Source organism: Kitasatospora sp. NPDC058162 (genome assembly GCF_042884005.1).
Taxonomy (GTDB): Bacteria; Actinomycetota; Actinomycetes; order Streptomycetales; family Streptomycetaceae; genus Kitasatospora.
This window is the reverse complement of record NZ_JBHVUS010000005.1, coordinates 231026-244977: the sequence shown is the minus strand read 5'-3', so window position 1 is coordinate 244977 and position 13952 is coordinate 231026. Positions and strand designations below refer to the sequence as shown.

Sequence of the window (13952 nt, the reverse complement as noted above, 5' to 3'; positions counted from 1 at the left end):
ATCGACGCCGCTCATGGAACCCTCCGTTCCATCGCCGCCGACCCCTGCCCGGCCGCTCCCCCGCTTCCTACCGTGGTCACGTCCGACCGCCACCGACCGTACGGAGCACCCGCCGATGTCCCGCCCCACCGCCCGCGCCGTCCACCTGGTCTCCCGTCCCTCGGGCGCGCCGAGCGCCGAGAACTTCGCCTTCGTCGACGAGACCGTCCCGGCGCTCGCCGCCGGGGAGGCCCTGGTCGAGAACCTCTACCAGTCCGTCGACCCGTACATGCGCGAGGAGATGGACGAGGGCGGCTGGGAGCTGCACGCCCCGCTGGAGGGCCGCACCATCGGCCGGGTGGTGGAGTCCCGGGCCGACGCGCTGCCGGTCGGCGCCCTGGTGTTCCACCGGCAGGCCTGGCGCACCCACTCGGTGGTGACCGCCGACCGGGCCAACCTGCTGCCCGACTTCGAGGGTGTCCCGCTCAGCGCCCACCTGTCGATCCTCGGCGGCACCGGGCTGTCCGCCTGGGTCGGCCTGACCAGGATCGCCCGGCTCCAGCCCGGCGAGACCCTGTTCGTCTCGGCCGCGGCCGGCGGCGTCGGCACCGCCGCCGGCCGGTTCGCCCGGCTGCTCGGCGCCGGGCGGATCATCGGCAGCGCCGGCTCCGCCGCGAAGGTCGCCCACCTCACCGAGCACGTCGGCTTCGACGCCGCCTTCGACTACCACGACGCCCCGATCGCCGACCGGCTGCGCGAGGCCGCCCCGGACGGGCTGCACGTCTACCTGGACAACGTCGGCGGCGCGCACCTGGAGGCCGCCATCGGCGCGATGCGGGACCACGGCCGGATCGCCTGGTGCGGTGCCGTCGCCCAGTACAACAGCCCGCTGGACCCGCCGCCGGCGCCGCGCAACCTCTTCGACGTGGTCGGCCGGAGCCTGCGCCTGGAGGGCTTCCTGGTCCGCGAGCACCTGGACGCCCGCCCCGGGCTGTACGACTTCGCCGTCCCGCACCTGCGCTCCGGCGCCCTCGTCCCGGACGAGACGGTCGTGGACGGCTTCGACCAGGTGGTGGAGGCCTTCCTGGGCGTGCTCAGCGGTGCCAACACCGGCAAGATGCTCGTCCGGCTCTGAGCCCCGCCCCCCTAGAGCGGGGTGACGGCCTTCAGCACCACCAGCAGGGCCACCGCCGCGTTGAGCGCGCACAGCGCCGAGGCCGCCGTGCCGACCGCGGCGACCATCGCCGCCAGGCCCGCCGGGGTCTTGGCCGGCGGCCAGTTGCGGGCCGTCGGCACCGGGCCGAGCAGCGCGGCCACCCGGCGCGGCACCGGGCCGGGCGCGGGGGCCGGGGCGGCGAAGGCCGCGAAGCCGGGCACCGGGGCGGCGTGCGAGACCAGCGCCGCCCGGGCCACCGCCCGGGCGGTGATCCGCCGGTCCCCGACCGCCTGGGCCGACTCCTCGTCCGCCCACCGCTCCGCGCTGAACGCCACCGCGTCCTCCAGCGGCCGCAGGAAGGGGTTGACGCAGGCGGCGAGCTGGGTGGTCAGCAGGTAGCGGTGGTGGCGGTGGCGCAGGTGCGCCCGCTCGTGCGCGAGCAGCGCCTCCCGCTCGTCCTCGGCCAGCCCGGCCAGCATCCCGGTGGAGACCACCACCCGGCCGGGCGAGCCGGGCAGCGCGTAGGCGTACGGGCTGCGGTCCGGCAGCACCGCGAGGTCGTCGTCCCCGGCCGGCCCCTCGGGCAGCCCGGCCAGCGCCCGCCGGGCCCGGGAGCGGACCCGCAGGTGCCGCACGACCGTCCGGCTGCAGGTGAAGCCGACCAGCACCAGCAGCCACATCGCGGCCGTGCCGACCGTCTCGTGGTACGGCAGCGCGTGCCGCACCACCGGGTCGGACCAGCTGTCCGGCAGCGGGTTGCCGGGGATCTGCGCGGTGCCCACCACGCCGATCAGCCCGAGGCAGAGCACGCTGCACACCGCCATCACGGCGCTGATCACGGTCATCAGCCGGGCGGCGCCGCGCGGGTGCAGGTGCTGCTCGGTCAGCCGGGCGATCGGCACCGCGGTCAGCGGCAGGATGAGCGGGAGGAAGACGAAGAAGCCCACGGGTCAGCTCTCACGGTCGGCCGCTGCGGGCTCCGCGGACGCGGCGTCCAGCAGCGCCCGCAGCAGTTCCTCGTCGTGCGGCAGCAGCGCGGTGACGAAGCTGGCGAGGACGGCGTCCCGGTCCGCCTCGCCGTCGAGCATCCGGCGCATCCGCAGCGCGGCCAGCCCGGCGGCGTCGGCGGAGGCCTGCCACAGGTACGAGCGGCCGGAGCGGCTCCGGGAGACGGCGTTCTTGGCGTGCAGCCGGGACAGGATGGTCATCACCGTGGTGTACGCCAGATCGCCCTCCAGGCGTTCCTGGACCCACCCCGCGGTGGCCGGGCCGGGCGCCCGCTGGAGCACCGCCAGCACCTGCGCCTCCAGCTCGCCCTGGCCGCGCCGTCGGGCCGGCGCGTCCCCGGACGCCGGGGCGTGCCTCTCGTCTGCCATGACGGCCCACTCCCTCCGGATGCCGCACCCCGGACCGACGCGGGGCGCGGGGTCATCCTAACGAGCGGAGGCCTCCTCCGGACGGCCCAACGCGAGGGTTCGGACCCGTACCAGCGCCTGGCCGGCCACGGCCCCGCTGGGTGACCGCGATGCGGAGCAGCACCACCACACGCCTACGCCCGGTACCCGGCCATCCGCTCCAGCCGGGCGATCCGCTCCGCCATCGGCGGGTGGGTGGAGAACAGCCGCGCACCGGCCTCGCCCGGGCGGAAGGGGCTGGCGATCATCATGTGGCTCGCCGTCTGCAGCTGGGGCTCCGGCGGGAGCGGCAGCTGGCGGGTGCCGGCGTCGAGCTTGCGCAGGGCACTGGCCAGGGCGAGCGGGTCGCCGGTGATCCGGGCGCCGTCGGCGTCGGCCTGGTACTCGCGGGAGCGGCTGACGGCCATCTGGATCAGCCCGGCGGCGACCGGCCCGAGGATCATGATGGCGAGCATCCCGAACAGCCCGGGGCCGTCGTCGTCCTCGCTCCGGCCGAACGGGACCAGCCAGGCGAAGTTCACCAGGAACATCACCACCGAGGCCAGCGCCCCGGCCACGGAGGAGATCAGGATGTCCCGGTTGTAGACGTGGCTGAGCTCGTGCCCCAGCACGCCGCGCAGCTCGCGCTCGTCCAGGATCTGCAGGATGCCCTCGGTGCAGCAGACCGCCGCGTTGCGCGGGTTGCGGCCGGTGGCGAAGGCGTTCGGGGCCGGGGTCGGGGAGATGTAGAGCCGGGGCATCGGCTGGCGGGCCGAGGTGGAGAGCTCGCGCACGATCCGGTACAGCCCCGGGGCCTCGAACTCGCTGACCGGCCGGGCCCGCATGGCCCGCAGCGCGAGCTTGTCGCTGTTCCAGTAGGCGTAGGCGTTGGTCCCGAGGGCGACCAGCAGGGCGATCACGAAGCCGGTCCGGCCGAAGAAACCGCCGATCACCAGGATCAGCGCCGAGAGGCCACCGAGCAGGACGGCGGTCCTCAGTCCGTTGTGCCGGCTGTGCACGTCAGGCCCTCCAGTGGTGCGGTGGGGAAGCCCTTTCCGCCTCGTCCCTCTTGCCCGCTCAACGGGCGGGCCCCGGGACCTTGTTCCCTTGTGACCGACGCGACACCGCCACACCACCCGGACGGCCCCGGGCCGGACCACGGCCGGATCCCCTCCGGCGGCCTTCCCGGCCCGCCCGGGGCCCGCCCGGCCGCTCAGAACAGGCTGCCGCCGGCCACCTGGAGGACCAGCTGCGGGGCGACCGAGAGCACCACCGCCGCCGAGGCGGTGAGCCCCAGCGTGGCGGTCAGGCTGACCGGCAGCCGGCGCTCGGCGGTGTCCGCGACCGAGGCCGGGTCGGCCGGGGCGAACAGCCGGGCCGTCCACAGCAGGTAGTAGTACAGGGCGACGACCACGTTGACGGCCATCACCACGGCCAGCCACCCCAGCCCGGCGTCCACGGCCGCGCGGAACACCACGACCTTGCCGAACAGGCCGATCACGCCGGGCGGCAGCCCGGCCAGGCAGAGCAGGAAGAAGGCCAGCGCGAGCGCCGTCCAGCGGTTGCGGGCGAACAGGCCGCGGAAGTCGTCCACGCTCGTCCCGGCCCGGCGGCCGACGGCGGCGACCACCCCGAAGGCGCCGAGGTTCACCACGCCGTAGATCAGCGCGTACGCGGCGGTCGCGCCGAGCGGGTCGGCGCCGGTCGGCGCGTAGCCGGCCGCGGCGAGCGGCACCAGCAGGTACCCGGCCTGGCCGACCGAGGACCAGGCCAGCAGCCGCACCGCGCTGTACCGGGTGTCGAAGCGCTGCCGCAGCGCGCCGACGTTGCCGACCGTCATGGTGACGGCGGCCAGCACGGCGAGCACCAGGCCCCAGGTGTGGGCGTACGGGCGGAACGCGACGGTGGTGGCGAGCGCGAGCCCGGACAGGCCGGCCGCCTTGCCGACCACCGAGAGGTAGCCGGCCACCGGCAGCGGGGCGCCGGTGTAGGTGTCGGGCACCCAGAAGTGGAAGGGGACGGCGGCGACCTTGAAGGCGAAGCCGACCAGGGTCAGCACGGCCCCGGCCTCGGCCAGGGTCTTGAGCTGGCCGGGCGCGTGCTCCAGGCCCTGGGCGACGGCGCCGAGGTGCAGGCTGCCGCTGGCCGCGTAGACGAAGCCGATGCCGAGCAGCATCACGGCGGTCGCGGTCACCGAGGAGACGAAGAACTTGAACGCGGCCTCGGCGCCCCGGCCGTCCCGGCGCAGCGCGACCAGGGCGAAGGCGGGCAGCGAGGCGACCTCCAGGGCGATCACCATGGTGGCGAGGTCGCGGGAGGCGGGCAGCAGGGCGGCGCCGGTGGCACTGGAGAGCAGCAGGAACCAGTACTCGCCGCGGGGCAGCTTCTGGTCCTCCACCGTGTGCATCGACAGCAGCGCCGCGATCAGCGCACCGCCGAGGGCCAGCAGCTGGAAGACCAGGGCGAAGTGGTCGGCGACGTAGGAGCAGCCCGCGCTGTCAGTGGCCCCTGCTACGTTCCGGAGGCAGAAGGTCGCCCGGGGTGATCCCCCGGTCAGCGGAAGGAGGGCGAGGAGGGCGAGGGCGAGTCCGGCGGCGGCCAGGTGGCCGAGCCGGCGCTTGTGCCGCTCGGGCAGGAAGAGGTCGGTGACCAGCACCGCGAGGGCGGCCACGGCGGCGATCAGCGGGGGCGCGATCGCCACCCAGTCCACGGACTGGATCAGGCTGCCCGGGTGGGCTACGGCGAGGGAGGTCACAGTGTGCTGCCCCGTGGAGTGAGGTCCGAGTGCGGCGGTGTGGGCTGCGAGCACGGTCAGCCACCCCCGAGGAGGTGCTTGACGGCAGGATCGGAGAGCCCGAGCAGGAGGGCGGGCCAGAGTCCGGCCACCAGGGTGAGCGCGGCCAGCGGCGTCCAGCTGACGGCCTCGTACGGCCGCAGGTCGGCCACCTCGGCCACCGGCGCGGGCTGCTCGGGGTCGCCCATGCAGACGCGCTTGACCACGATCAGCAGGTAGCCGGCGGTGAGCAGGGTGCCGAGGCCGGCCAGCGCCATGTAGGTGACGAAGGCCGGGCGGGACAGTCCGGCGGCCGGGTCGAAGGCGCCGAACATGGCGAGCAGCTCGCCCCAGAAGCCGGCCAGGCCGGGCAGGCCGAGGCTGGCCACGGCGGCGAAGGCGAGCAGCGCGCCGATCCGGGGTGCCCGGCCGTACAGGGCGGCGCCGGTGGCCCCGGACAGGGTGTCCAGGTCCGCCGTGCCGTAGCGGTCCTTGACGGCTCCGACCAGGAAGAACAGCAAGCCGGTGATCAGACCGTGGGCGATGTTGGCGAACAGGGCGCCGTTGACGCCCACCGGGGTGAGGGAGGCGATGCCGAGCAGCACGAAGCCCATGTGGCCGACGGAGGAGTACGCGATCAGGCGCTTGAGGTCGCCCTTGGCGCCTGGGCGGGCGAGCGCCAGGCAGGCCAGCGAGCCGTAGACGATGCCGACGGCGGCGAAGGCGCCCAGGTAGGGCGCGAGCGTCGCGGTGCCGTCCGGCACGACCGGGAGGAGGACGCGGACCAGGCCGTAGGTGCCCATCTTCAGCAGCACACCGGCGAGCAGCACCGAGCCGACCGTCGGGGCGGCGGTGTGGGCGTCGGGGAGCCAGCTGTGCAGCGGCCAGGCGGGGGCCTTCACCGCGAGCCCGACCATGATCGCCAGCGCGGCGACCACCTGGGTGGTGTGGCTCAGGCCGTTGCCGTGCCCGGCGGCCAGCGCCTGCATGTCGAAGGTGCCGGCCTTGCTGCCGATCAGCAGGAAGCCGAGCAGCATCACGGCCGAGCCGAGCAGCGTGTAGAGGATGAACCGGTTGGCGGCCGGGGTCTTCGCGCCGCTGCCCCAGCGGGCGATCAGGAAGTACATCGGGATCAGCACGATCTCGAAGGACAGGAAGAAGAGGATCAGGTCCAGCACCGCGAAGGTGGCGAGCATGCCGACTTCGAGGAGCAGGAACAGCCCGACGAAGGCCTGCGGCGAGGGGACGTTCTCCCCGTCCGGCAGCCGCTTCTCCGAGTACAGCGCGCAGAGGAAGGTCAGCAGCGCGGTCAGCACGATCAGCGGCAGCGAGACGCCGTCCACGCCGAGGTGGAAGCGCACGTGCAGGGCCGGGATCCAGGAGAGGTCGGTGGTGGCCTGCATCCGGGCCGGTGAGCCGTGGTCGAAGCCGGCCGCGAGGGCGACGGAGAGCAGCAGCACCGCGCCGGTGACGACGGAGTTCAGCCGCAGCGCCCGGCGCCCGGCGACGGCCCGGTCCGGGCCGAACACCGGCGCCAGGGTGAGCGCGGCGCCGAGCAGTGGCAGCACCAGGAGGGCGATGAGGACCGCGTTCATCGGGGGCTCCCAGCGGAGGTGAACGGGACGGGGGTGGGGGTCGACAGCACCGGCTACACCGCCACCAGGACGGCCAGCAGGACGACCCCGGCCAGCAGGGCGCTGAGGTAGGTCTGCGCGTTGCCGGTCTGCGCGAGCCGGACGGCCCGGCCGAGCAGGTTGGCGCCGATCCCGCTGCCCTGCACGTAGCCCTCGACCACCTCGCGGTCGAGGAAGCGGACCAGCCGGGCCGCGGCGGTCACCGGGCGGACGAACAGCAGGTGGTAGAGCCGGTCGACGCCGAAGCCGTGCCGGGCCGGTCCGAACAGCGGGCCGAGCAGGGTGCGCCCGGGGTCCGCGACGATCACCTCGGCGGCCGGGGCTCCGGCCTGCTCGGGCACCCTCCCGGCGGCGGCCGGGGCGGGACGGCCGGTGCCCAGCCGCGCGGTGGCCGAGCGCCAGGCGCCGTACGCGGCGAGCACGCCGACCACGGCGAGACCGGTGCCGGTCACGGCGGTGACGCCGGTGGGGCGCAGCGAGCCGCCGTCCAGCAGGGCGGGCAGCCAGTCCGAGCGCAGTCCGGCGACGCCGAAGGCCATGGTCGGGACGGCCAGCACCCAGAGCGGCCAGCGCATCGCGGGCGGCTCGGCGGTGGCCGGGTCGGCCTCGTCCGGCTCGGGCGAGTACGGCGCGTCGGCCTCGTGCTCGGCCGGGGCGGCCTGGGCGGCCGCGGCGGTCGGCACGGCCGAGCCCGCCGGGCTGTGGAAGGTGACCAGGAACAGCCGGGTCGCGTACGCGCCGGTGAGCAGTGCGGTGAGCGCGGCCGAGATCAGCACGATCCACCCGGCCGCCTGGGGCACCGCCGAGGCCGGGCCGAGGCCGTTGGTCAGCGCCTCGCCGTTGGCGGCGTGCTCGGCGGCGGTCAGCACCGCCTCCTTGCTGAAGAAGCCGGAGAACGGCGGCAGCCCGGCGAGCGCGACCAGGGCGATGCCCATCGTCCAGTAGGCGTCCGGCACCCGCTTGCGCAGGCCCGGGACCCGGGACATCGCGGAGATCGAGTTGGTGTGCGCGGCGTGGATCACCACCCCGGCGGCCAGGAACAGCAGCGCCTTGAACGCGCCGTGGCTGACCAGGTGGAACACCGAGGCCTCGCGGTCCCCGCTGGCCAGTGCGCCGGCCATGTAGCCGAGCTGGCCGACGGTGGAGTAGGCGAGGACCCGCTTGAGGTCGTCCTGGGCGAGCGCGCAGAGCGCCGAGCCGATCATCGTCACGGCGGCCATCACCGCGAGCACCACCAGCGCCGCCCCCGACTGGAGGAACACCGGCAGCAGCCGGGCCACCAGGTAGATGCCGGCCGCGACCATGGTGGCGGCGTGGATCAGCGCGGAGACCGGCGTCGGACCGGCCATCGCGTCCGGGAGCCAGGTGTGCAGCGGGAACTGGGCGCTCTTCCCGGCGACGCCGCCGAGCAGCAGCAGCGCGATCAGCGTCGGGTGGCCGAGCCGGCCCTCGCCCGCGGCCGCCAGCACGTCGCTGATCCGGAAGCTGCCGGCGTCCGCGCCGAGCAGGAAGATCCCGAACAGGAACGGCACGTCGCCGAGCTTGGTGACCAGGAAGGCCTTGAGCGAGGCCGAGCGGGCGTCGGCGGTCTCCCAGTGGTGGCCGATCAGGAAGTACGAGCAGACGCCCATGACCTCCCAGCCGACCAGCAGCACCACGAGGTCGCCCGAGTAGACCACCAGGAACATCGCCGCGGTGAACAGCGAGACCAGCGCAGCGTACGAGGGGTAGCGCCGGTCCTCCTTGAGGTACGCGGTCGAGTAGACCTGGACGCAGGTGGCGACCAGGCCGACCAGCACCGAGATCAGCGAGGTGAAGCCGTCCAGGTGGACGGAGAGCGCGATGTCCGGGCCGCCGGTCGGGGTGAGCCGGGTGGCCGCGTCGAGCGTCCGCCCCGTGCCGAGCTGGAGGGCGACCACCAGGGCGAGCACGGCCGAGACGGCGACCGGGACGATCGCCAGCGGCCGGGCCAGCCCGGGCGCCTTCTTGCCGACGGCCAGGGTGGCGGCGGCCCCGAGCGCGGGCAGCGCGGGGACGAGGACGGGCAGGGCGAGGTTCATGCGGTGGCCCGGCCCTTCAGTGCCTCGGCTGCGACCGGCTCGTCCTCGGCCGGGGTGTGCGGCTCGGCCGGGTCGCCGAGCGCGGTGGCCCGGTCGATGTCGGCGGTGCCCCGGGCCCGGAACAGCAGCAGGACGATGGCGAGCCCCAGCCCGATCTCGGCGGCGGCGACGGTGATGGTGAACAGGGTGAGCGCCTGCCCGGCGTGCAGCGAGTCGCGCAGCCAGGCGTCGAAGGCGACCAGGTCGAGGTTGACGGCGTTGAGCATCAGCTCGACGGACATCAGCACCAGGACGGCGTTGCGCCGGGCGAGCACGCCGTACACACCGACGCTGAACAGCAGCGCGGCGAGGACGACGGGGTAGGCGAGGTGCATCAGCTCTCCTCCTCCGGCGCGGACGTCTTCGGCCCGGCTTCCGGTGCGGCGGTCGGCGCGGCGGTCGGAGCCGTGCGCGGCGCGGTCGCGGCCACGGTCCCGTTCGACCCGACCGGCCGTCCGGCCCGCACCTTGCCCGCCCGGGGCGCCGGCACCCGGCGCCCGGACCCGCGCGACAGCACGATCGCGCCGACCAGCGCCGCCAGCAGCAGCACGGACAGCGCCTCGAAGGGCAGCACCCAGTTGCGGAACAGGCTGGCCCCGGTGACGGAGGCCGAACCGCCGCCCGCACCGAGGTCGATCCAGGAGGTCCGGAAGGCGTCGACCACCAGCGTCACCAGCGTCCCGGCCGCGGCCAGCGCCACGACCAGGGCGACCCAGCGGTTCTTGGAGTCGGCGTCCGGCGAGCGGCCGATCGGCGCCTTGGTGAGCATCAGCCCGAACAGCACCAGGACGACCACCGAGCCCAGGTAGATCAGCACCTGCACCCAGGCGATGAACTCGGCCGTGAGCAGCAGGAACTCCACCGCGAGACCGCCGAGCGCGACCACCAGCCAGAGCGCCGCGTGCACCAGCTGCTTGGTGGTCACCGAGACCACCGCCGAGCCGAGCACCGCGATGCCGACCAACAGGAAGACGATCTCCTGCCCGGTCGGGGACAGGAACGAACGGGCGGCCGGCTCCAGGGAACCGGTCGCCGCGAGGAGCGTGGCAGCGGCGTTCACGCGTCGTCACCCTTCTCCTCGGCAGCAGCCGCAGCGGCGGCCGCCAGCTTGTCCGCCGCCTTGCGCGCGGTGGCGATCTCCTTGGGCTCCTCGGCCGCCGGGTCCAGCGCCGGCGGCGCCGGGACGGTCCACATCCACTCGCGGAGCTTCTCCCGCTCATGGGTCAGCTCGAGGATGTCGGTCTCCGCGTACTCGAACTCCGGCGACCAGAACAGCGCGTCGAAGGGGCACACCTCGATGCAGATCCCGCAGTACATGCAGAGCGAGAAGTCGATGGCGAAGCGGTCCAGCACGTTGCGGGTACGGGCCCGGGCGTTCGGCTCGGCGGCCGGCAGCGTCTCCTTGTGGGAGTCGATGTAGATGCACCAGTCCGGGCACTCGCGCGCGCAGAGCATGCACACCGTGCAGTTCTCCTCCAGCAGCGCGATGACGCCGCGCGAACGCGGCGGCAGCACCGGCTGCACGTCGGGGTACTGCGCGGTGACGGTCTTCTTCGTCATCGTCCGCAGCGTCACGGCCAGGCCCTTGGCCAGGCCGGCACCGGGAAAACTCATGCGATCGCCACCTTGATGATGCCGGTGAGGGCCAACTGGACCAGCGCGAGCGGGATCAGCACGATCCACGCGAAGCGCATCAGCTGGTCCTCGCGCAGACGGGGGTAGGTGACCCGCAGCCAGATGACCACGAAGGCCAGCGCGAAGGTCTTGAGGAGCATCCAGAGCCAGCCGAGCTGGTCCGCCATCGGCCCGTGCCAGCCGCCCAGGAACAGCACCGCGGTCAGCGCCGACACCACCAGGATGCCCGCGTACTCGGACAGCAGGAACAGCGCGAAGCGCAGCCCGGTGTACTCGGTGTACGCGCCGAAGATGATCTCCGAGTCGGCGACCGGCATGTCGAACGGCGGCCGCTGGAGCTCGGCCAGGCCGGCCGTGAAGAACACGAAGGCGCCGATGATCTGCCAGGGCAGCCAGTACCACTGCCAGGCGTCCAGGATGCCGGGCAGCGACAGGGTGCCGGCGGCCATCGCCACCGAGGCCGCCGCGAGCACCATCGGCAGCTCGTAGGACATCAGCTGGGCGGCCGTGCGCAGGCCGCCGAGCAGCGAGAACTTGTTCGCCGAGGCCCAGCCGGCCATCAGCTTGCCGATCACGCCGACGCCCATCACGGCCAGCACGAAGAACAGCCCGGCGTCGATCGCCTGGCCGACGAAGCCGTCCGGGCCGACCGGGATCGCCAGCAGCACGAACAGGTACGGCAGCAGCGAGACGGCGGGCGCCAGCTGGAAGACCCGGCGGTCCGCGTCGGCCGGGACGATGTCCTCCTTCTGGACGAACTTCACCCCGTCCGCGACGAGCTGCGCCCAGCCGTGGAAGCCGCCCGCGTACATCGGGCCGAGCCGGCCCTGCATGTGCGCCATGACCTTGTGCTCGGTCTGGCCGATGAGCAGCGGGAAGACCAGGAAGACGACCAGGGTGGCGACGCAGCGGAGCACCGTGTCGAGCAGGTTCACGCGCCGTCTCCGTCCCGGTCGGCCGGGTCGGCCGCCGTGTCGTCCTTCTGCTCCGGCCCGCCCGTCGGCTCCGCGGGCCCGTCGGCCGCCGGCTTCTCGTCGTGGGCCGGCACCGGGTTGTGCCAGGGCGCGTCGGAGGACGCGGGCCGTACGGGAGCGGGACGCTCCGGCCCGGGCTCGTCGGCGTCGGCGGCCTGGCTGACCGAACCGTCGGAGACCGACCTGGTCCGGCGCGGCCGGTCCGCCCGCACCGGCGGGGCACCCTCGGCAGCCGGCGCAGCGGCAGCCGGTGCAGCGGCATCGGCATCGGCAGCCGGGGCCTCGCCGCCCGCCTGGCTCGCCGACCCCTCGGCCACCGACCTGGTGCGCCGCGGCCGGTCCGCCCGCACCGCCGCAGCACCCTCGGCAGCCGGCGCACCAGCACCGGCACCGGCAGCAGCCGCAGCACCCGCCCGGGGCGTACGCGCCGCCGCGCCCGCCGCCCGCGCACCACGCGCGGGCCGCTCGGCGACCGGCGGCAGGGTGCCCTTGAGCGGCCCCCACTCGTTCGGGTCCGGCACACCGGCGGGCTGCATCTTGCGTCGGGCCGGGCCGCCGCCGTGGTCCGACTCGCCCGGCTCCTTGGCGCCCGGCCAGTCCTTGGCGACCCGGGCCGCGAGCACGAACTCCTTGCGCAGCGGGTGCCCCTCGAAGCCGTCCGGCAGCAGCAGGGTGACCAGGTGGGGGTGCCCGGGGAAGTCGATGCCGAACATCTCGTGGGTCTCGCGCTCGTGCCAGCCGGCCCCGGCGTACACCGCGACGGCGGTCGGCAGCGCGGCCCGCTCGCGCGGCACCCGGGTGCGCAGGGCGAGGTGCCGCACCCCCGGCGCCTCGACGGCGGCCAGGTGGGCGACCACGGAGAAGCCCTCGGCGAGCTCGTCGACGGCGCTCAGCCAGTCGAAGAAGCCCAGGCCCAGCACGTCCCGGGCGCTGGTGAGCGCCTCGATCCAGTGTTCGGCCGGCACGTCGACGGTGATCAGCCCGTACGCCTCGGCGCCGGTCGCCCACTCCCCGACCGACGCCGCGTACTGCTCGGCCGTGAGCCGCTCGCCGGGTCGCTCGCTGTGGTCGCTGTGCTCGCTCACGAGGCCGCTCCCCCGTTCGAGGGCCCGGCCACCAGCGGACGGCGCAGCGCCGAGGCGGGCGCGGCGTAGCGGTCGGGCAGGGACTCGGCGGCGATCTTCTCCTGGAGCTTGAGGATGCCCTGGAGCAGCGCCTCGGGCCGCGGCGGGCAGCCGGGCACGTAGACGTCGACCGGGATGATCTGGTCCACGCCCTTGGTGACGGAGTAGGAGTCCCAGTAGGGGCCGCCGGAGTTGGAGCAGGCGCCGAAGGAGATGACGTACTTCGGCTCGGGCATCTGCTCGTAGAGGCGCTTGACGGCGGGCGCCATCTTGTCGGTGACCGTCCCGGAGACGATCATCAGGTCCGCCTGACGGGGGCCTGGCGCGAACGGGATGACGCCCATCCGGATGAAGTCGTGCTTGGCCATGGACGCGGCGATGAACTCGATCGCGCAGCAGGCCAGGCCGAAGTTGAAGCACCAGAGGCTGTAGCGGCGGCCCCAGTTGAGCACGACCTTGACCGGGTCGGGCGCGAGCCGGGCCAGCGGGCCGATGCCGCGGCGCTCGACCGCGCCGGGGTTGGCGGGGTCGGGCAGTCCGAGCGGGACGGGACCGCCCTGGCCACCGTGCGAGTGGGTGTGCGTCACGTCCATTCCAGAACGCCCTTCTTCCAGGCGTAGAGCAGTCCGACCGCGAGGAAGCCGATGAAGAGGAACATCTCCACCAGCGTTCCGGCGCCGTACCCGGCGGCGGCGAAGACCGTCGCCCACGGGAACAGGTAGATCGCGTCGACCGCGAAGATCACGTACAGGAACGCGTACACGTAGTAGCGGATCTGGGTGTGCGCCCAGTCCTCGCCCACCGGGTCCACCCCGCACTCGTAGGCGAGGAGCTTCTCGGGCGAGAAGACCACCGGCCGCAGCAGCCGGTTGGCGGTGAACGCCACGGTCACGAAGAGCACGCCGATGACGGCCAGCAGGCCCATCGCGGCGTACGCGTCGAAGTAGCCGCCGCCGACCGCCGGGTCGGCCGCGACGGCAGCCGCCTGCTGCCCCTCCATGCCTTCGCCTCCACCTCGGCCGCGAACCCGCCCTCAAGACAGTTCTACGACTTTTCCTCACACGGTCTTAACCATGGCCAATGCGTGAGTCTAAGGGGAGGGCTCCACTCCCCCCGAAACCTGCCCGGTCCGCAAGACGTCCCGTGGACAACCCGGTGAACACCCGGGGACCCCTCGGGGGGTG

14 protein-coding genes are annotated in these 13952 nt (G+C 74.1%); 1 reads left to right on the top strand and 13 read right to left on the bottom strand.

Annotation, left to right across the window (positions count from 1 at the left end; translation table 11 throughout):
- The first annotated feature begins 115 nt into the window (after positions 1–115).
- On the top strand, positions 116–1114 hold the full coding sequence (locus ACFVXG_RS12670; protein ID WP_387926880.1) for an NADP-dependent oxidoreductase: 999 nt from the start codon (positions 116–118) through the stop codon (positions 1112–1114).
- 11 nt (positions 1115–1125) lie between these two features.
- On the opposite strand, the gene ACFVXG_RS12665 is transcribed toward ACFVXG_RS12670, so the two are convergent.
- The 13 genes from ACFVXG_RS12665 to ACFVXG_RS12605 form a co-directional block, all read right to left on the bottom strand.
- Positions 1126–2082 (bottom strand): M48 family metalloprotease, encoded by a 957-nt coding sequence (locus tag ACFVXG_RS12665; protein WP_387926878.1) that lies wholly within the window; start codon positions 2080–2082, stop codon positions 1126–1128.
- 3 nt (positions 2083–2085) lie between these two features.
- The gene (locus ACFVXG_RS12660) at positions 2086–2511 is read right to left on the bottom strand and encodes a BlaI/MecI/CopY family transcriptional regulator (RefSeq protein WP_350503671.1); all 426 of its coding nucleotides are present in this window, start codon (positions 2509–2511) and stop codon (positions 2086–2088) included.
- Between the two features lie 173 nt (positions 2512–2684).
- A complete protein-coding gene (htpX, locus tag ACFVXG_RS12655) occupies positions 2685–3548 on the bottom strand; it encodes a zinc metalloprotease HtpX (RefSeq protein WP_387926877.1) in 864 nt (287 codons plus the stop codon).
- A gap of 194 nt (positions 3549–3742) precedes the next feature.
- A complete protein-coding gene (locus tag ACFVXG_RS12650) occupies positions 3743–5284 on the bottom strand; it encodes an NADH-quinone oxidoreductase subunit N (protein ID WP_387926875.1) in 1542 nt (513 codons plus the stop codon).
- A 56-nt stretch (positions 5285–5340) separates the two neighbouring features.
- Positions 5341–6897: a NuoM family protein gene (locus ACFVXG_RS12645; protein ID WP_387926873.1), complete on the bottom strand. Its 1557-nt coding sequence runs from the start codon at positions 6895–6897 to the stop codon at positions 5341–5343.
- 53 nt (positions 6898–6950) lie between these two features.
- Positions 6951–8996, bottom strand: coding sequence for an NADH-quinone oxidoreductase subunit L (locus ACFVXG_RS12640; RefSeq protein ID WP_387926871.1), 2046 nt, complete (start codon positions 8994–8996; stop codon positions 6951–6953).
- On the bottom strand, positions 8993–9370 hold the full coding sequence (nuoK, locus tag ACFVXG_RS12635; protein ID WP_350503678.1) for an NADH-quinone oxidoreductase subunit NuoK: 378 nt from the start codon (positions 9368–9370) through the stop codon (positions 8993–8995). The genes ACFVXG_RS12640 and nuoK overlap by 4 nt, the downstream gene beginning before the upstream one ends.
- Entirely contained in the window at positions 9370–10095 is a 726-nt protein-coding gene (locus tag ACFVXG_RS12630) for an NADH-quinone oxidoreductase subunit J (RefSeq protein WP_387926869.1), read from the bottom strand. Before ACFVXG_RS12630 ends, nuoK begins: the two co-directional genes overlap by 1 nt.
- On the bottom strand, positions 10092–10649 hold the full coding sequence (locus ACFVXG_RS12625; protein WP_387926867.1) for a NuoI/complex I 23 kDa subunit family protein: 558 nt from the start codon (positions 10647–10649) through the stop codon (positions 10092–10094). Before ACFVXG_RS12625 ends, ACFVXG_RS12630 begins: the two co-directional genes overlap by 4 nt.
- Positions 10646–11605, bottom strand: a complete 960-nt coding sequence (gene nuoH / locus ACFVXG_RS12620; protein WP_387926865.1) for an NADH-quinone oxidoreductase subunit NuoH — start codon at positions 11603–11605, stop codon at positions 10646–10648. The genes ACFVXG_RS12625 and nuoH overlap by 4 nt, the downstream gene beginning before the upstream one ends.
- A complete protein-coding gene (locus ACFVXG_RS12615; RefSeq protein ID WP_387926863.1) occupies positions 11602–12729 on the bottom strand; it encodes an NADH-quinone oxidoreductase subunit C in 1128 nt (375 codons plus the stop codon). The genes nuoH and ACFVXG_RS12615 overlap by 4 nt, the downstream gene beginning before the upstream one ends.
- Positions 12726–13361 carry an NADH-quinone oxidoreductase subunit B gene (locus ACFVXG_RS12610; RefSeq protein WP_387926862.1) on the bottom strand — a complete coding sequence of 212 codons (636 nt, stop codon included), beginning with the start codon at positions 13359–13361 and terminating at the stop codon, positions 12726–12728. Before ACFVXG_RS12610 ends, ACFVXG_RS12615 begins: the two co-directional genes overlap by 4 nt.
- A complete protein-coding gene (locus tag ACFVXG_RS12605) occupies positions 13352–13768 on the bottom strand; it encodes an NADH-quinone oxidoreductase subunit A (protein WP_387926861.1) in 417 nt (138 codons plus the stop codon). Before ACFVXG_RS12605 ends, ACFVXG_RS12610 begins: the two co-directional genes overlap by 10 nt.
- Positions 13769–13952 lie beyond the last annotated feature (184 nt).